The following is a 17472-nucleotide window of genomic DNA, read 5'->3' as shown; positions in this document are numbered from 1 at the left end:
GAACTCTTCTCGTGTTCACAGCCGTGTCAGCGGCGGGATCCGCTTCATTCCCGCCTGCCGCCGACTCGTGTCGGCGAATGACGAAGGGGTTCGGCGTGATGATCGAAGAGAGAGTTGAAAAGGGGGAGGAGCGGTCGCGCCTTGTCGACGCCGCACGTGCATTGGCGCCGGTGCTCCTCGCGCATTCGGACTGCACGGAGCAGCGGCGCCGGCTCGCCGGCGAAAGCCTTGTCGCTCTCCACGGTGCTGGCCTGCTTCGTCTGGGCACGCCCCGGGCACTGGGCGGGCACGGTGCCACCGTCGGTAACGCGATCGCGGTCTGCGCCGAACTCGCGCGAGCGTGTGCCTCATCGTCCTGGATCGTGGGAATCGCTTACGGGGGAGCCCTCTTCGCCTCGCAGTTGCGCGGCGATGTCCGCGAGAAGGTCTGGGCGGCCGGGCCCGACCGTCTCGTCTGCGGAGCCGCCAACCCGTCCGGCACGGTACGGCGGGTCCCGGGTGGCGTCGCGCTCACCGGCCGATGGCCATGGATCTCCGGCATCCGGCACGCGTCATGGGTGCTGCTCGGTATCGAGTGGGGCGACGCGGACGCCGTGCCGGAGCGTGGTCTGGCGCTGGTCAGTGCCGATGAGGTGAAGGTCGCCGAGACCTGGCACATGGCCGGGATGTGCGGCACGGGTAGCGAGACGGCGGTCGCCGAAGAGCTGTTCGTCCCTGACACGCGACTTCTGTCCTTCGCGGAGATCGCGTCGGGTGTCGGCGTACGCCGGCACCCCGGCGAGGCGCGCGTCACCTTCCCGCTGTCGATCAATCTGCCACTGGTGGGCACGGGTATCGGTATCGCGCAAGCGACGCTGGAGCACGTCGTGCGGTCTCTCGTGGGCGGTAAGCGCGGGCCCTCTCCGCTCTTCCCCGAAGTGGCGAATGCTCCGGCGCATCAGCTGAATGTCGCGGACGCCGCCACGCTGATCGACACGGCGCGGCTGCATGTGTTCAGCGCTGCGGAAGAACTCGACCAGGCCGCACGCGAAGGGCACCGCCCTGACCTTGAGGCCAGGGCACGCCTGCGGATGGCCGGCAGCCACGCGATGCGCTGCGCCAGGGACGCGGTCGGCCTGCTACTCGACACCGCCGGAGCGGGAGCTTCGCCGACGGCTCTCGTCTGCAGCGGGCCTGGCGCGACCTGGAAACCGCGTCCCGGCACGCCGCGCTGAGTGCGGAGACCAGCCGGGAGATCTATGGACGGGTGCTTCTGGCGAGGAGGCTGCCGCTCAGCCCGGTCATCTGACCGAGGAGGCTTCGATGAGTGAATTCCCTGATGTCACCGCGCCATCCTGGGCACGGGTCGCGCTGGTCACCGGCGCGGCGCGAGGTATCGGCGCGGCCGTCGCGGCGGAACTGCACGGTCGCGCGATGCGGGTGGTGCTGCTGGACCGAGACGGTGCCGCCGTACGGGAGACCGCGTGGGCGCTCGACTCGGGCACTGGTACCGCGATGCCGATATGCGCTGACGTGGCCGATGTTCAGGAACTCGAGTCGGCGATCCAGACGATCGCGTCACGCTGGCACGCTCCAGACATCCTCGTCAACAACGCCGCCCGCACGGTCCCGGGCTCTGTCTGGGACGTCAAGATCGACGAATGGGACGCCATCATGGCGACCAACCTGCGCAGCGTCCTGGTGATGACCCGGCTGTGCGCGGAGAAGATGCGGGAGCGACGCTGGGGCCGGGTCATCAATCTGGCCTCGCTGGCGGGCCAACAGGGCGGCCAGGTCGCCGGGGTGCACTATTCCGCCGCGAAGGCGGGAGTGCTGGTTCTGACCAAGATCTTTGCGCGGGAACTCGCCGCGTACGGAGTCACCGTGAACGCCGTCGCGCCCGCCGCCATTCTGACTCCGGTGATGGGCGACCTTCCTCAAGAGGCGCTGGATCGAACCGCGGCAAGCATCCCCGTCGGACGGCTCGGCCGGCCTAAGGAGGTGGCGGCCATCGTCGCCCACCTCGCGGGAGAGGACTCTGGCTACATCACGGGTGCCACGTTCGATGTGAACGGTGGCTCGTTCATGCGGTAAGGCGTCCCTGTGCCGCCGCGCAGTGATCCCGATCAGGGATCAGGGCCGTGATTACCCCGACACCATCTTTCGCCCGGAGGACGACCCGAGGTCCCGGTCCGTGCTGAGACGGACCGGTTCCCGGGCCCGTGCCGTCGGCGACGCAGAGAGGACGGTAGGAAACACCATGGAAGAGGCAACGGGCGGGCGAGGTCGCGGAGTGTGGCAGCCTCCTGTCCCTGACGTGGGAGGCGAAGAAGCGATCCCTGGCGGAACGGCCGTACCGGGTCGCGCGCCGGACGTGGACGGGAACGTGGCACCAGGCTCGGACGCCGGTCCCGGAACCGGCGGCCTCCCGCTGGACATCGCGTCCGTCGACGTGTTCGATTCGAGCACGGTCACCCCCGGAGGCGGCGCTACGAAGCTGCCGCCAGGTCTCGATGGGTCACGGCTGCGACTGGGCGATACGAAGAAGGCGGGCGGCGGCGGGCGCCGTAGGAGCGTCGCGCTTTTGACGGCGACCGGCGTGGTGGCGCTGGCGGCGGCGCCGTTCATGGTGGTCTCCCCGCACTTCGCCGGCGAGCCCACGTCGTCGACGATCAAGGAGGATCACAAGGCCGCGGCGAAGAAGCCCGGCCCCGGCGGCAGGACAGTGGCCGCTCCCGTTCCGAGCTGGCCGGCCGAAGACACTCCCGGATCCGGCGGCCAGCGGCCGTCACCGTGGGAGACGCCGGACGGGACGCAGCCGAGTCCGCCCGGCCTCCCGCCGGCGGTGCCCGACTCCCCGGCCCCTACTCTCTCGCCGTCGCCGTCGCCGTCGACCTCGCCGGGCAGCCCGCCCCCGAACCCCGTGCGGAGCAAGGACGACCAGAACTCCGGTTCCGGCAAGAAGCCGGATTCACCGGCCCGTCCCACCCCCATGGCGTCGACAGAGGCGACGAAGACGATTCGGACGCCGCACAGCGTCACAGCGTCAGAGCACCGTGCGAAGCCGAAGCAGAGCCCCAACACGGAACCCGGCAGCCCCGCGCAGGGACAGACCCGCGTGATCCATGACACCTATGTGCTCCAGCCGGGGCAGGAAGTGCACACCGACCGCATTCGCCTGGCCCTGCGGACCGACGGCGACCTCGTGCTGCTGGACCAGCACGGCACGGTGGTCTGGTCGACCGGGACGAACGCGTCCGGCACCCACGCCGTCTTCCAGGCGGACGGGAACTTCGTCCTGTACTCCAGCAGCCAGGAGACGCTCTGGAGCACGCGCACCGACGGTCACGACGGGGCGGTCCTCGTCATGCGGGGCAACGGTGATCTCGCGATCGTCCAGGGCGACACGACCCTCTGGCACACGGGCACCGCGAAATAGTCCCCGCCATTCCGTATCGGGACACCGGTAGCGAAGAACCGCGCCGCCGCCGGAACGCGGCGGCGCGGCTCCGTCCGAACGAGTGAAGACGGTGGGAAGGATGGAAGTGCGATGTCTTCCGTGACGAGCGACGACACGATCGTGATCGAAAAGGCGGGGGTGGCCGCCATTCTTCGTTCGGCCCACGCCGGCGCGGCCGAGTCCAAATACGCGAAGCTCCCGGTCGACCCGGACCGGACGACCGTCGTCGTGGACGCCTCGGCCGCGAACGCGTTCCACCGTCTGGACGACGATCTGCTCGACGAGCTGGCCGACGTGGTCGGTGCGGACGCGGCGGCGCGTCGTTCGGCGGCCGGCACGTGGGGCGTGCGGTTGATCGCGTCGCGCGCGGGTCGGCCGGGATCCTCCGGCACGCCGGCCCTTGCCTGCCGCCTCGCCGATCGGCTCGGCATGGGCGTTGTCGCCCCCGACGGCGAACTGATCGTCCTGCGCGGGGGTGAGGTGTTCTCCGCCGGCCGCGGGGCGGGATGGCGCGATTTCCAGCCCGGCCGGCGACCGGGCTGGAGCGGCCCTCGTTATCCCGCGCCCGCCTGGCAGAAAGAACTGCTCCGCGTGTTCCGCCCGCGTACGTCGCCTCGGCCGGCCGGGGCCCGCCGCGACGATCAGCGATCACCGCGGGTGACCGTCGATCCGACTCCCGCAGGGCTGTGGGTCCGCACCCCCGAGGCCGTATCGCTGCCACTGGGCGATCACGGGTTCGGCGTACCCGTTGAGCTGGAGCGGCCGATTGTCGTCGTGGGTGCTCCAGGGGAGTCCGCGCCCGCGGCGACAGAGCTGGCCGCGTTCCTGGCGTCGCTATCGCATGTGATCCGTTCGCTCGCCGTCGTCATCCCGTACGGTCAAGATCCCACATCGTGCGCCACCTTCGCGCGAAACCTCGCCGAGCAACTCGGTGCCCCGATCCGGGCCTACCACGCGCTGCCTTATTACACCTCCGACGGCACACGGCGGTTCATCGGTTTCTCCACCGCCGGCCGGCCGGAGCGTCCCGACGCCGCCGGTGAACACGTCTACCCGCCTGAGCGGAACCGCGTGGTGACGCTGGACGAACTCGATCCGGCCAGCTACGTCGTCTACGACGACACGTTCTACCCCGCTCCGTCGCGTCGGCTCAGCCGGCCGCCGGTTCGGCATCGCCGCGATGAACTCCCCGAGCCTCGGCACACGTGGAATCTATGAGGCCCTCGAGGGAAGGAGGCGCGGGTGACTGCCGGTGTGAGCGAATCCGCGATCGTGGTAGAGGAGGCCGGCTCGACGCTCGTGCTCCGTTCGACGGACGCCGACGCCTCGGCCGTCGGGTTCGCGGCGGCGCTGCGGCCGGAGTCGTCCAGAACGACCGTCGTGGTCGATGCCTCGGCATCGGCCGCGCTCGACGCTCTCGACCCGGACCTCCTCTGGCGGCTCGTCGATAGACTGAACGCCGGTGGTCCGGGCTCGGAGATGCGCGACATGCGACTGGTCGCGGCGCGCTCCGGTGCGCCAGACCCGTCTGGCGCGTCACCTCTGGCCGCCCGTCTGGCCGATTGGCTCGGCGTAGGCGTGGTGGCTCCGGACGGGGATTTGATCGCGCTTCGCGGTGGCGAGCTGTTCTCGGCCGGGGCCGGTGCGGGCTGGCTCGCTTTCCGCCGGGGGAGCAGTCCCCAGTGGAACGGGCCCAGGTATCCGGCACCGGCCTGGCAGGCCGCGCTGCCACGCGAGTTTCCGCCGCGTCGGTCCAGAGCGTTCGGCAGGCTCCGGTCGTCGGCACCGCCGATGTCGGTCACCGCGATCCCCGCGGGTTTGTGGGTCCGCGCCGCGGGGGGCGCGCCACTGACCCCGGCGGACCTGGGGTACGGGGTCCCCGTCGAGAAAGCCCGGCCGGTCGTGCTCGTCGGCGCACCGGGGGAGCCTGCGCCGGACGTGGCGGAGCTCGCCGCCTTCCTGGCGTCGCTGCCGTCCGACCTCGGGAAATCCGCCGTCATCGCCCCGTACGGACAGGGTCTCGACGCCTCCGCCGATCTCGTGCAGAACCTCGTGGACCGGCTCGGCATGCCCATCCACGCCTATCACGCTCTGCCTCACTACGCGGGCGACGGCACGCGCAGGTTCGCGCTCTTCGGCAGTACCGGGAGACCGGACCGGCTGACCGACGCACCCGAGTGGTTGCACCGGCCCGGAGCCCCGCGGGTTCAGGTCACGGTCGAGGAGCCGTCCGCGCCCCCCGACTCCGGACCGGACGACTCGACCGTGCGGCAGGATGACCCGAACGTCACGCTTGTCGACCCGATCGCGTCGGAGCCGCGTCCGTACGGTGCTACCACCGACCGGCAGGACGACGCGATCGTCCTGCCGGCGCGGGAGACGCCCGTACGCGGGCCGGATGACTCCGTCGTGCGACCGTCAGCCCCCCATCGAGGCGCCCCTGCGATGGTCACTGTCGACGTTCGGGGGTTCCTGCGGCCTTGCGGCCCTACGCGGCGGGCCACCATGGCGCGTGACGGGGGAGCGGCGGACCTGCCGACCGTGGCGTCTACCGAGGTACCGGAGGTCCGATCGGCCGCCTCGTACGAGCAGGCCGGCGGACCGGCCACGGTGACGTCCACCGAGCACGTTCCACCCGATACGGACACCGTGTCCGCACCGCTTCCGGCGAAGCGCGTTGCGCCGCTGCAGCCGCCGATCGCGGCACCGAGGGAAAAGCCGAACATGTCATCGCATGCTGTCCGGCCGCACGAGCCGGCCGTCACGCCGCGACCGTCGCCGGGCCCCGTGCCTGATCAACCACGACCCGTGCAGCCCGTCGTCGCCCGCCAGGCGACCAAGATCGATCGGCAATGGCTCGCGAACCGGGTCCGGACTCCCGAGGACCGGCGGGCGTTCCGGGCATCGCTCGGCTGGCGTTACGACGCCGCGGCGCGGTCGGTGGCCCGGCTGCTCGCCGAACAGCCGGGACTGCGTGGCGCGGCAGAACAGGACGAGGCGCTGATGACGGATCTGGCGGCGGTACGGGTGTTCGCCGGTGGCGACCGGGCGGAGTTCGTCGCGTCGGTCAGGTCGGGCGGGAGTGAGAGCGATCGATCGTTCGCCGCCTGCGTCGCCGCGGGGCTGCGGAGGTTGCCGTCGTTCCAGGGAGTGGTCGTCTGTGGTGGACCGCCGGATCCGGAGACGGCGAACGCGTACCGCCCAGGGCAGGAGCTGATCGAAGCTGCCCCCCTGACCGCGTTCGACGCGGTCGACGCGCTGGTTCCAGGAGCGGTGGAGTTCCTCATCTGGTCCGCCACGGCGCGTCGCCTGAGCGGGTTCGCGGGGAACTCGCCGTATGCGGAGGTGGCTTTCCTGCCGGGCACCGTCTTCCGGGTGCTCGCCGTGGATCCGGAGGAGACAGCGCCCGTTCGCCGGGTCCTGCTCGCCGATATCCCGGCCGGACGGTCCCCGAAACAGACCTGGCTGGACCGGATCCTGGCCCGGCTCGAGGAAGCCGCGGCGAACCGGGCGGACCTCCCGCGCGAGACGGCCGTGGCAGGCGACGCACGATCAGTCCTCCTGCCGGGAGATCCGGACGGCGCGCCGTCCGTGACGCGTACCAACCAGACGATGACCTGAGTATGGGCGGGACGGTAGGGCGATGACGTCGTGGATCAGCATGCACGGTACGTGGCGCGTCACGGTGGTGCGCAAGGCCTCGGACTGGCCGCAGCGTGTCGTCATCACCGGGTCGGTACAACGCGCGATTCCGGGAACGGTCGGAGCGTCGGAGACGGTGAGCGGCATAGACTGGCACCTCACCATCGAGCATGACCTCGGCGGAGCATGGCGGCAGAGCGAGTTCGTCCAGGCCGGCCCGGTGCGCGAATACGACGGCCGGGCGGCCCGGACCGTCGCGTCGAAGGATCACTACTGGCAGGGCGACAGCGACCCGAACGACCTCGTGCTGCGGCTGGAACACGTAGGAGCCCGGTTCGAAGTCACCGCCACGCCGCACCTCGTCGACGGTCTGGGCCGTGGCGACGATCGCTACCTGGCCGTCACGATCCGGAACACCGGCTACCGCGCCTTCGACTACGACACCGTGCTGGATGTCACCGACCGGGGCCGGAACGCCCTGGCCCGGCAGGGCATCGTAGTGGCCGAGATCTGGACGCCGGAGGCGCTGCGGGCGACCGGGCAGGAGGCGTACGGTCGCGGCGCCGTCGTCCGGCCGCTGGAGGTCGGTGCGGAGGCCGTCGTCCACTTTCCGGCTCGCCGTGACACGGTCCCGTCGGTGGAGGCGGCGGACATCGAGTTCCTGCTGTCCAGCAGGGGAGGCGGAAGCCGCGGGACCGTCCGCGAGCGCCGACTCGCGCGCATGGTCCCGACCGCTGCCCGCCCTGCCCGGAAGCCGAACGATGCCCTGCGAGTGGCGGGGGACAGCGTGGACGTACGGGCGCGAGCCCACCTGCCCGTGCATCGGTCCGCACCGTCACGGGCGCCCGAGTCCGGTGGCCAGGCCGTCATCGGCTGGGAACAACGCCCGGCGAAGCCTTGACGGTTCCAAAAGGTCGGCGGTTCCATCGGCACCCGCCTTGCGAAACACCATCACCGCCAACCATCGCCGGCCGCCCATAGACGCTGGTCGCGCGCAGGCCCGACCTGCGACGACTGCGAATACGTTACTTTCTGTTACGATCGTTAGGTGGCATAGAGTGATATGCAGCTCATGTTGCGTGGCCTGGGGTGTAGCACCGTCGCCTTCTCGGGTCTTGTGCCGTGTCCGAGTCTTCTTACTCGGGAGCGCTGATGAGCAGCACACCCATTGCCGACCTCGCGTTGGTGTCCGATCGTCATTCCGCCGGTCTGATCGGCCGGGACGGGGCTGTCGAGTGGCTGTGTTTTCCCCTGTTCAACGGGCCGTCCGTCTTCGCTCGCCTGCTGGACGACGAGGCCGGGCACTGGACGATCCGCCCGTCCGTGCCGTACGAGACGACGCGCCGCTACCTACCGCGGACGATGGTGCTGGAGACGACCTTCCGCACCGGGAGCGGCACGGTCGTTCTCACCGACGCCCTGCTCACCGGCCCGGATGACGGCGGCCACCGGCTCGGCGCCGGTGTGCCGCACCTGCTCGCCCGACGAGTGTCCGGCGTCGGCGGTGAGGTGCCGATGGAGATCGAGTACCGGCCCCGGCCGGAGTACGGCCTGATCTACCCGATCCTGTCCGGCGTCGAAGGCGGCGTGACCGCCCGCGGCGGTGCCGAGTGGCTCGTGCTGACCACGCCGGCCCCCCTGAGCATCGGCGACTGCAGCGGATACGGCGTGTTCACGGCGCGAGAGGGCGAGACACGGCACTTCGGGATGCACCGCTCGACGCTGCAGGAGACTCCGGCGCGGGTGTGGGACCAGGCGGAACTGGCGGCCCGGCTGGACGACACGATCATCGCCTGGCAGTCGTGGTCCAGCCTCCACCAGGCCTACGACGGCCCGTGGCGCGACCTGGTGCACCACAGTGGGCGGGTGCTGCAGGCGCTGTCCTTCCAGCCCAGCGGTGCGATCGTCGCGGCCGCCACGACATCGCTGCCCGAATGGGCCGGCGGTGAGCGCAACTGGGACTACCGGTACACGTGGGTACGGGATGCGTCACTGACCATGGGCGCCCTGTGGGTCGCGGCCTGCCCCGACGAGGCGAGCGACTTCTTCGCGTTCCTCACCACCGCGGCCCCGTCGCTGGGCAAGGATCGCGCGCTGCAGATCATGTTCGGCGTCCGCGGCGAGCATGACCTGAGCGAGCGCACCCTGCCGCATCTGCGCGGCTGGCGCGGCAGCCGACCGGTACGCGTCGGAAACGACGCGTGGAACCAGCGACAGATCGACGTGTACGGCGAGCTGCTCGATGCGGCCCTGCGCCTCGAACGGCAGATCGGCGACATCGACGACGACGTCCGGCGCTTCCTCATCGCCTGTGCCGACACTGCGGCCGAGCGCTGGACGGAGAAGGACCAGGGCATCTGGGAGATGCGGGGGGAGCCGCGGCACTTCCTGTACTCCAAGCTCATGTGCTGGGTGGCGCTGGACCGCGGCATCGCCCTCGCCTGCCTCCTACGGGCGCGGGAGCGTGTGGAGTACTGGCAGCGGACCCGCGCCGAGATCCGCGAAACCCTGCTGCGCGAGGGCTGGAACGACCGAGTGGGGGCGTTCACGCAGGCCTTCGGCTCCGACGCGCTGGACGCCAGCGCCCTCATGATGCCGATCGTCGGCTTCCTCCCCGCCGGCGACTCGCGGATGCTTTCCACGATCGACGCCGTCGCGGACCGGCTCACCGACGACCAGGGCCTGGTCTACCGCTACCGCACCGCGGACGGCATCGACGGCCTCGCCGGCGAGGAGGGTGCCTTCCTGCTGTGCTCGTTCTGGATGGCGCAGGCGCTCGCCATGTCCGGGCAGGTCGGCCGGGCCAGGGACGTGTTCGAGCGAGCCGCCGCCTACGCCAATGACGTGGGCCTGCTGTCGGAAGAGGTCGATCCGCACAGCGGCGAACTGCTCGGCAACTTCCCGCAGGCGTTCAGCCACATCGGGCTCATCAACGCCGCCTGGGCCATCGACGAGGCCGAACGGGCCTGCGGGCCGGTGGGCGCGGGCCGGGGGAACGGCGATGGTCGGGTGGCGTGAGGTCGCCGCCGAGTTCGCCGGCACGGCGCTCCTCCTGCTGCTCGCCGTCAGTGCGATCGTCGCGGGCTTCGCGGCCGGCTCGCCGATCGTCGGCGCGGTGCCGGACGAGTACCTGCGGCGGCTCATGACGGGTGTCCTGATCGCGGCCGCGGCGGCGGGGATCGTCTACTCGCCGCTGGGCCGGATCAGCGGCGGTCACCTCAATCCCGCGGTCACGACCGGGTTCTGGGTGCTGGGCAAGCTGACGTCCGGTTCGGCGCTGAGGTACGCCGCGGCGCAGGTCGCGGGCGCGACAACCGGTGCGCTGGTGGCGCTTCTGGTCTGGGGCCACGCGGCGGTCAGCGTGCGGGTCGGCGCGACGGTGCCCAGGCTCGGTGGCGCGGCCGCCGCGCTGGGAGCCGAGACCCTGATGACGTTCCTGCTCCTCACACTGATCTTCACCTTCGTCGACCACCCGCGCCTGATGCCGTTCACCGCGGCCTCCACGGCACTGCTCGTGGCCGTGCTGATGCTGGCCGAGGCGCCGGTTTCCGGCACCAGCCTGAACCCCGCCCGCAGCTTCGGCCCGGCGCTGGTCGGCGCCACGTGGACGGGCCTATGGGTGTACGTCGTCGCGCCGACACTCGGCGCGCTCGCCGCGGCGCTGTTGCACCGGCACCGCCGGGGCACCGTGGCCTGCGGGAAACTCCTGCACGACAACGCTTACCGTTGCCGGTTCCTGAACTGCGCTTACACCCCACCCCGCGACCGCGTCCAGCGGCTCCGTCGTCACCACTACTCACGGAGGGAGCAACCGAAGATGAAGGCGATCGCCGTATATCCCGGGAAGGCGGACAGCGCCCACCTCACGGACGTGCCCAGGCCCGCCGTAACCGACGTCCCGGGCGGCCACGGCGTCCTTGTCCGGGTCCTACGCGTCGGTCTGGACGGCACCGACAAGGAGATCAACGCCGGCGAGTACGGCACTGCGCCGGCCGGCGAGGACATCCTGATCACCGGCCACGAGAGCCTCGGCGTCGTCGAGGAGGTCGGCCCGGCCGTGAGCGAGGTGCGGCCCGGCGATCTGGTCGTCGCCCGCGTCCGACGCGCCGGGGGCAGCCTGTACGACCTCATCGACACCCCGGACATGACGGCCGACGAGGCCTACTTCGAACACGGGATCAGCGGGGTGCACGGGTTCCTGAGGGAGTACTACGCCGAGGAGCCCCGCTATCTCATCCCGGTACCCGCGGCCTTGCGGCACGTCGCCGTACTGCTGGAACCCACGAGTGTGGCAGAGAAGGGCATCCTGCAGGCGTACGACATCCAACGCCGGTTGAAAGTGTGGCACCCGCGCCGCGCCGCGGTCCTGGGGGCCGGCACGATCGGGTTGCTCGCGACCATGATCCTGCGCAACCGGGGGCTCGAGGTCACCACCTTCGGCCTGGAGCAGGCCCCTTACCTCAACTCCGAACTGGTCGAGGCGATCGGTGCCTCATACGTCAGCACCCGGCAGACCTCGCCGGCGCAGGTCGCCGCGGAGGGCGGCGCGTTCGACCTGGTGTTCGAGGCGACCGGCTACTCCCCGATCGTCTTCGACGCGATGTGCGGCCTGCTCGCCAAGAACGGCGTGCTGATCCTCTCCAGCGTGACCGGCGGGATGCGGCGCAGCGAGGTGCCGTCCGACGCGATCAACCTCGACTTCGTGCTGGGGAACAAGGTGATGTTCGGCACGGTGAACGCGAGCCGGGAGCACTTCGAAGAGGGCGTCCGTGACCTCGCCGTCGCCGAGGCCCGCACCCCCGGCTGGCTGTCCCGCCTGCTCACCCACCCGATCCCCGGCCTGGACCGGTACGCCGACGCCCTCACCGCGCTCGGCGAGCCCGGCGCGATCAAGGTGTACGTGGAGGTGTCCCCGGACAATGTGTGACCCGGGACCGGTGCCCACGGGGAGTGGGTGTCGTATCGGTGACAGCCCATGAAGTTCAGCCGTTCGCCGCGAGCAGGGCACGGATGGTCTCCTGCACCGCGCGGGCGGCTCGCCGGGCTCCGAGTGCGGCGTTGGTCGAATCGTCTTCGACCTCGCCGCGGACACAGGGGAGCGGCAGGTGTCAGACCCCGGCGGCGGCGAGCAGACCTTCGTAGTCGTCCAGGCAGGGGTCGCAGATCCGCAGGTGAGCGGCGACACCGGGGAAGCGTTCTTCGGGATCGCCACCCGCGAGCCGTTCTTCCACGTAGAGGTCGAGCAGATCGAAGGTACCCGCACAGCCCGCGTCGAGCGGATCCGTTCGCAGGAACCGCTCGAGAGATGACCAGCCGCTCATGATCGCTCCACCTCATCGAGCGTCAGATATCCGTTGGCGACCAGGTTCGCGCGTATCTTACGCCGTGCGTCGAACAGGGCCTTGTAGAGAGCGTTGCGGGTCGTCCCCAGCTTGATGGCCAACGCGTCCGCCGGCACGCCACCCAGTACGAGGGCCGAAAAGATCCGGCGCTGGTGTTCGGTCAATTCCTCGTCCACCGCGCGGCGCAGTGCCGAGACCAGATCCCGCCACTCGGCCTGATCTTCCGGCCGGAGGCCGAACCGGTCAGGCAGTCGATCCCAGTCCTCTGGCTCGATCGGCCATGTCCGCCACTGCCAGAAATGACGTCCGATCTTGTTGGCCACCTCGAGTACAACGAACTTGTAGGCCCACGTCGTGAACCGGCTCTCTCCTCGGAACTGGCGAACCTTCGCGGTGATCGCGACCAACGCGTCCGCCGCGGCCTGGTGGGCCAGGTCGTCGAGTTCGGGTCCGTCGATGCCGAGGGCCGCCCGGCGCCTGGATGCCTCCCGTCGGGCGACTCGCAACAGCAACTCATGGAGATTCGTGATCGCCTGTTCACGCGCCGATCCCGTACCGGTCAACGCGCTCACCCAGTCGCGCGAGTCTCGGTACGCGGCCTGCCGGCGCGTGAGCTCGCGGTCCGCGGTATCGGGCGGCTCCGATGGCGACATGATTCGAGCCTACGGTGCCTGATCTGGACCAGCTCTCATCGGCCCCCGCCCCGGTGGACGGATGCCGATTGATCTTACGAAACGCGAACGCCGAACAGATTCGGCGGGATCTCAGGTAAGCCCGGCCCGCTCCGGCTGCGCTAACAGTCCGTTCGGCTCGGCTTGGTGACCGTCCCTGGTGCCACCGGAGAAGAGGGAACCGTCATCGCCTGATGATGGCGGGCCGGCGGCGCACGGGGCACGGCGACGCGCCCGGGCGACAGTTACACCACAACGGAAAGGACACCTCACATGCCGCTCCTCAATCCGGGCGACCGGTTCCCGTCGCTGACGGTCCCGTCTCTCGGCGGCGGTTCACTAGCGCTGCCTGACGTTCTGCGCGGCCACTTCGGCGTCATCCTGTTCTACCGCGGGCACTGGTGCCCGTACTGCAACGCGCAGCTGCGCGCCTTCCAGCGTGCCCTGGACACCCTCACCGGACTCGACGCCAAGGTCGTCGCGCTCACCGTCGAGGACGAAGCCACGACACGGGCCCTGGCCGACGAGCACGGCCTGACCTTCCCGCTCGGGCACAGCGCCGACGCGGACGAAATCGCCGAAGCGACCGGCGCGTTCGTCAATCAGGACCCGAAGTACCTTCAGTCGACAGGCTTCGTACTCGACGGCGATGGCAAGGTCATCGTCAGCGTGTACTCCAGCGGAGCCATCGGCAGGCTCGTCCCCGAAGATGTGACCGGCCTGATCCGCTACCTGCGCGAGCACGCGGCCGGCTAGCCACCGGCGAACGAGCTTCGCGCACGGCGCTCCAGCAGGTGGAAACGCGGCATAACGACCGATTTCCGCCTGCTGGCTCCGTCATCACACCTGCCATGCTCACGACTCGGGACAACCAGAAGGTAAGACAGGTGCGCAGCGCCGCCGCAAACCATTCATGACTACTTCGCTCAACGGCCGCACGGCGCTGGTGACCGGCGCGGGACGCGGCATCGGGCGGGCGATCGCGCTGGAACTGGCCAAGACGGGCGTCCGTGTGGCACTGGTCGCGCGCTCGCACGACGAACTCACCGACAGCGCCGCGTCCGTCCACGAACTCGGCGGCACGGCAGTGGTGATCACGGCGGACGTCGCGGATCCAGACCAGCTCGCCCGGTGCGCGACACGCGCCCGTGACGAACTCGGGGGCGTGGACATTCTCATCAACAACGCCGCCGTCGTGTGGCCGCTCGGCCCGAGCGCCGAGATCGATTCCACCGACTGGGCGGCCGCGATCGGCGTCAACGTCGTGGCCGTCGCCTCACTGACCTTCGCGCTGCTACCCGCCATGCTCGAGCAGAAGTGGGGCCGTATCGTCAACGTCTCCAGCGGTGTCGTCACCCGCCCGGCATCCATGGTCGGAGGTAACGCCTACGTCACCGGCAAGGCGGCGCTCGAGGCGCACACCGTGAATCTCGCCGCTGAACTGGCCGACAGTGGTGTCGCCGTCAATGCCTTCCGGCCTGGATCGGTCGACACCGCGATGCAGGCATGGATCCGCGGCCAAGACCCCGACCGGATCGGCGTGAACCTGCACCAACGGTTCAGCCGCTCGTACGCGGAGGGCTCCCTGATCACCGCGGAGCGGTCTGCGAGGTCGCTCCTCGACCGGCTTCCGGGCGAGGAAACGGGGCAGATCTGGGATGTCACCGACTCCGTCTCCCATTCACGCCCGTGATGAAGCCCCGTGAAGTAGGCCCGACCGGTATCACTCACACGAGGAGACAGGCCATGACCAAGGTGATCGCATTCGACGTCAACGAAACCCTGCTGGATCTCAGCTCGCTCGATGACGCGTTCGAGGACCTGCTGGGCTCGGCCGCCCTGCGCGGGCAGTGGTTCGCACAGATGCTCCAGCTGTCATTCGTCGGCGGACTGACCGGCGAGTACGTGGACTTCACCACCGCACAACACGCGGCACTGCACATGCTCGCCGAACGACACGGGCATACCCTCACGACCGATGAGGCCACCGCGGTGGTGAGCCGGATGAGCTCATTGCCGGCCCATCCGGAGGTTCCCGGCGCCCTACGGCGGCTGCGCACCACCGACCTCACGCTCGTCGCCCTGACGAACTCGATCCAGACGGTCGCCGAAGCACAACTGACCAATGCCGGGATCCGCGAGCATTTCGACGGCGTCATCTCGGCCGACGCTGTGAAACGGCTCAAGCCCGCTCCGGAGCCCTACCTCACGGTCGCGCGGGCATTCGACGTCGATCCGGCGGAAGTCCGCCTGGTCGCAGCGCACTCCTGGGACGTGTCCGGAGCGCTCGCCGCCGGATGCAAGGCCGCCTTCGTCACACGCCCCGGCATGGTGCCGAGCCCACTCGGCGGCCGACCTGACATCGTCGGCACCGACGTCGCCGACGTCGTCGACCAGATCATGACAATGGACACCGAATAGCAGCGTCCACGCTGCTCACTCACCAGGCGGTCCCCACCCGGTCGAACGTGCACCGGCCGGCGCCGCCATGACCTGGTCGTCCATGGCCGGCCGTGAACGCCGGCCCGACCAGCCGTACGCCAGGAGCTCGACCAGCCGTAGCCGCCGGCCGAGTTCCAGCCTGGTCATCACCGCGAGGCGGCCGATGCGGCTGTGGGCGCCATGCGGACCTCAGAGGCCGTACTCATGTAGGAGGTTGAGCCAGATCTCGCTGGTGGTCGGGAAGGTCGGGACGGCGTGCCAGAGCTTCTCGAGCGGGATCTCGGCGCTCACCGCGATCGTGGCCCCGTGGAGCAGGTCGGCCGCCGCCGGGCCGACGAAGGTCGCGCCGAGTGGCACCCGGCGGTCCTCGTCGACGACCAACCGGGCCCGCCCGACGTACCCGGGTACCTGCCTGCAACTGGGCGCCGACGATCGCGCCGATGTCGAAGTCGACGATGCGCGTGCGGAAACCGTCCGCGCGCGCCTGAGCCTCCGTACGTCCCACCGCGCACACCTGCGGGTCGCCCAGGGCGTCGGCGCGATCACGGAGCGACGGCAGGTCGTCGGCGCACCCGCCGGTCGTCTGGCGTTCGACCCGAGCGAGTGAGCGGCCGAAGTGCAGGTCGATGCCGATTCCGCGAGGGACGGGGACACCAGCTCACCGGCGAACGGCTCGGTCCGGGTGAGTAGGCGGTCCTCGCGCACGAGGATGATGCTCTCGACGGCGCCGAGGGCGTGCAGCGCCTGCGTCATCTCGCACGCGACGGGCCCGCCGCCGATCACGATGAGCCGCTTGGGCGTCTGCCGTGTGCTGGTCGCCTCCCGGTTCGTCCATGGACGCGCCTCCCGCAGCCCTGGAACATCGGGGATCGCGGGAGCGCGCGAGGGGAGTCCTCGACACCGCCTACCGCGAGGGTCAAGCAGGCCGATGATCGCCGTGGGCCGTCCGTCCGAGGGTTCCGCACTGGGAGCAGGACACGGACGAAGCAAGAGGTCATGGGCGTACTCGGCGCGGTCGTCGCAGCGAACGGCATGCTGGAGGGCGCCGCCGACACAGATCCGGCCTGGCACCTTTGTCGTCGTCCATCTCCGTACAAGGCCGAGGCCGCGCCGACCGGGTGAATCAGCCGAACACGCGGCGCTGGATCTCGCGCCGGTAGTCATCGAGGGTCTTGTCGAGGTGAACGGCCGCGGCCTGGGCTGCGGCATCGGGGTCGCCGTCCCGGATGGCCTGGTAGATCGCGGCGTGCTCCTCGACGGCCTCCTCGGCGTGGCCGCCGACCGTGCCGTGCAGGCCGATCGTGCTGGACTGGCGCTGGAGGCGCCGGGCCTCGCGGACCGCCGCGACGAGGAACGGGTTGTGCGAAGCGGTGGCGATGCCCAGGTGAAAGTCGTCGTCACCCTGGTCGAACAGCGCCGTCTGGCCGGTCGAATACCCCTCCCGGCACATCTCGGCGGCGGCCTCGATGGCGCGGAGCTCGGCGGGAGTGGCCCGGGCCGCGGCCAGCCGGCCGGCCGCGGTCTCCTGGACCCGGCGGAACTCGAACAGCATGTAGACGTGATCGAGGTCGGTCGGCAGGAAGAAGCCACCCCAACGCGATGAGCCGAGCATCCCCTCGTCGTCGGCGACATAGAGTCCGCGGCCCTTCTGGGCACGTAGCCGGCCGATCGCGGAGAGGATCTTCACGGCTTCTCGTACGACGGTCCGGCTGGTGCCCAGGCGTGCGGCGAGTTCGTTCTCGGTGGGCATCCGGTCGCCGGGCCGCAGGCGCAGCTCGGCGATGAGCTGGAGGATCTGTTCGGCCACCAGCTCATAGCGTGGCCGGTACGCGCCGGTCCGCCGTGCGTCGCCGTCCTGCTCCGGCGGCGGCGCATCGGCCGCAGCCGGCTTGGGCGTGCCGTCCACCGGCGTGCCTCCTTCGTTGCGGGTCACCCT

The 17472-nt window shown here is 70.2% G+C and carries 16 protein-coding genes; 11 read left to right on the top strand and 5 right to left on the bottom strand.

All coding sequences use genetic code 11. The annotated features are described in order from the left end of the window. Positions 1-77: 77 nt before the first annotated feature. The 8 genes from ACQEV1_RS30175 (at position 78) to ACQEV1_RS30140 (ending at position 12008) form a co-directional block, all read left to right on the top strand. Positions 78-1214, top strand: coding sequence for an acyl-CoA dehydrogenase family protein (locus ACQEV1_RS30175; protein WP_433397872.1), 1137 nt, complete (start codon positions 78-80; stop codon positions 1212-1214). Between the two features lie 88 nt (positions 1215-1302). Next, entirely contained in the window at positions 1303-2073 is a 771-nt protein-coding gene (locus ACQEV1_RS30170; RefSeq protein WP_433397871.1) for an SDR family NAD(P)-dependent oxidoreductase, read from the top strand. Positions 2074-2365: 292 nt separating this feature from the next. Next, positions 2366-3418 (top strand): hypothetical protein, encoded by a 1053-nt coding sequence (locus ACQEV1_RS30165; protein WP_433397869.1) that lies wholly within the window; start codon positions 2366-2368, stop codon positions 3416-3418. A 111-nt stretch (positions 3419-3529) separates the two neighbouring features. After that, on the top strand, positions 3530-4657 hold the full coding sequence (locus tag ACQEV1_RS30160) for a hypothetical protein (protein WP_433397868.1): 1128 nt from the start codon (positions 3530-3532) through the stop codon (positions 4655-4657). 24 nt (positions 4658-4681) lie between these two features. After that, positions 4682-7060 (top strand): hypothetical protein, encoded by a 2379-nt coding sequence (locus ACQEV1_RS30155; protein WP_433397867.1) that lies wholly within the window; start codon positions 4682-4684, stop codon positions 7058-7060. Between the two features lie 22 nt (positions 7061-7082). After that, entirely contained in the window at positions 7083-7982 is a 900-nt protein-coding gene (locus tag ACQEV1_RS30150) for a hypothetical protein (RefSeq protein WP_433397866.1), read from the top strand. A 251-nt stretch (positions 7983-8233) separates the two neighbouring features. Further along, positions 8234-10099: a glycoside hydrolase family 15 protein gene (locus tag ACQEV1_RS30145; RefSeq protein WP_433397864.1), complete on the top strand. Its 1866-nt coding sequence runs from the start codon at positions 8234-8236 to the stop codon at positions 10097-10099. Further along, positions 10083-12008, top strand: a complete 1926-nt coding sequence (locus ACQEV1_RS30140) for an aquaporin (protein ID WP_433397862.1) — start codon at positions 10083-10085, stop codon at positions 12006-12008. Before ACQEV1_RS30145 ends, ACQEV1_RS30140 begins: the two co-directional genes overlap by 17 nt. 181 nt (positions 12009-12189) lie before the next feature. Here the strand turns inward: ACQEV1_RS30140 and ACQEV1_RS30135 are convergent, their stop codons facing one another. Continuing rightward, a complete protein-coding gene (locus tag ACQEV1_RS30135; protein ID WP_285622353.1) occupies positions 12190-12402 on the bottom strand; it encodes a hypothetical protein in 213 nt (70 codons plus the stop codon). Continuing rightward, a complete protein-coding gene (locus tag ACQEV1_RS30130; RefSeq protein ID WP_433397860.1) occupies positions 12399-12995 on the bottom strand; it encodes an RNA polymerase sigma factor in 597 nt (198 codons plus the stop codon). The genes ACQEV1_RS30135 and ACQEV1_RS30130 overlap by 4 nt, the downstream gene beginning before the upstream one ends. A 372-nt stretch (positions 12996-13367) precedes the next feature. Here ACQEV1_RS30130 and ACQEV1_RS30125 point away from each other — a divergent pair, with 372 nt between their 5' ends. From ACQEV1_RS30125 to ACQEV1_RS30115, 3 genes are all read left to right on the top strand, one after another. After that, positions 13368-13850 (top strand): peroxiredoxin family protein, encoded by a 483-nt coding sequence (locus tag ACQEV1_RS30125; protein ID WP_285622349.1) that lies wholly within the window; start codon positions 13368-13370, stop codon positions 13848-13850. Between the two features lie 157 nt (positions 13851-14007). Then, entirely contained in the window at positions 14008-14787 is a 780-nt protein-coding gene (locus ACQEV1_RS30120; RefSeq protein WP_433397857.1) for an SDR family NAD(P)-dependent oxidoreductase, read from the top strand. Positions 14788-14840: 53 nt separating this feature from the next. Next, positions 14841-15515 (top strand): haloacid dehalogenase type II, encoded by a 675-nt coding sequence (locus ACQEV1_RS30115; RefSeq protein ID WP_433397855.1) that lies wholly within the window; start codon positions 14841-14843, stop codon positions 15513-15515. 15 nt (positions 15516-15530) lie between these two features. On the opposite strand, the gene ACQEV1_RS30110 is transcribed toward ACQEV1_RS30115, so the two are convergent. The 3 genes from ACQEV1_RS30110 to ACQEV1_RS30100 are packed head-to-tail and all read right to left on the bottom strand — an operon-like array spanning position 15531 to position 17469. Continuing rightward, on the bottom strand, positions 15531-15683 hold the full coding sequence (locus ACQEV1_RS30110; protein ID WP_433397853.1) for a hypothetical protein: 153 nt from the start codon (positions 15681-15683) through the stop codon (positions 15531-15533). Positions 15684-15725: 42 nt separating this feature from the next. Then, the gene (locus tag ACQEV1_RS30105; RefSeq protein ID WP_433397851.1) at positions 15726-16700 is read right to left on the bottom strand and encodes an FAD-dependent oxidoreductase; all 975 of its coding nucleotides are present in this window, start codon (positions 16698-16700) and stop codon (positions 15726-15728) included. Next, a complete protein-coding gene (locus ACQEV1_RS30100) occupies positions 16660-17469 on the bottom strand; it encodes a FadR/GntR family transcriptional regulator (RefSeq protein ID WP_433397849.1) in 810 nt (269 codons plus the stop codon). Before ACQEV1_RS30100 ends, ACQEV1_RS30105 begins: the two co-directional genes overlap by 41 nt. Positions 17470-17472 lie beyond the last annotated feature (3 nt).

This window comes from Actinoallomurus sp. CA-142502 (genome assembly GCF_050936355.1).
Lineage (GTDB): Bacteria > Actinomycetota > Actinomycetes > Streptosporangiales > Streptosporangiaceae > Actinoallomurus > Actinoallomurus iriomotensis.
This window is presented reverse-complemented; position numbering and strand designations above follow the sequence as displayed.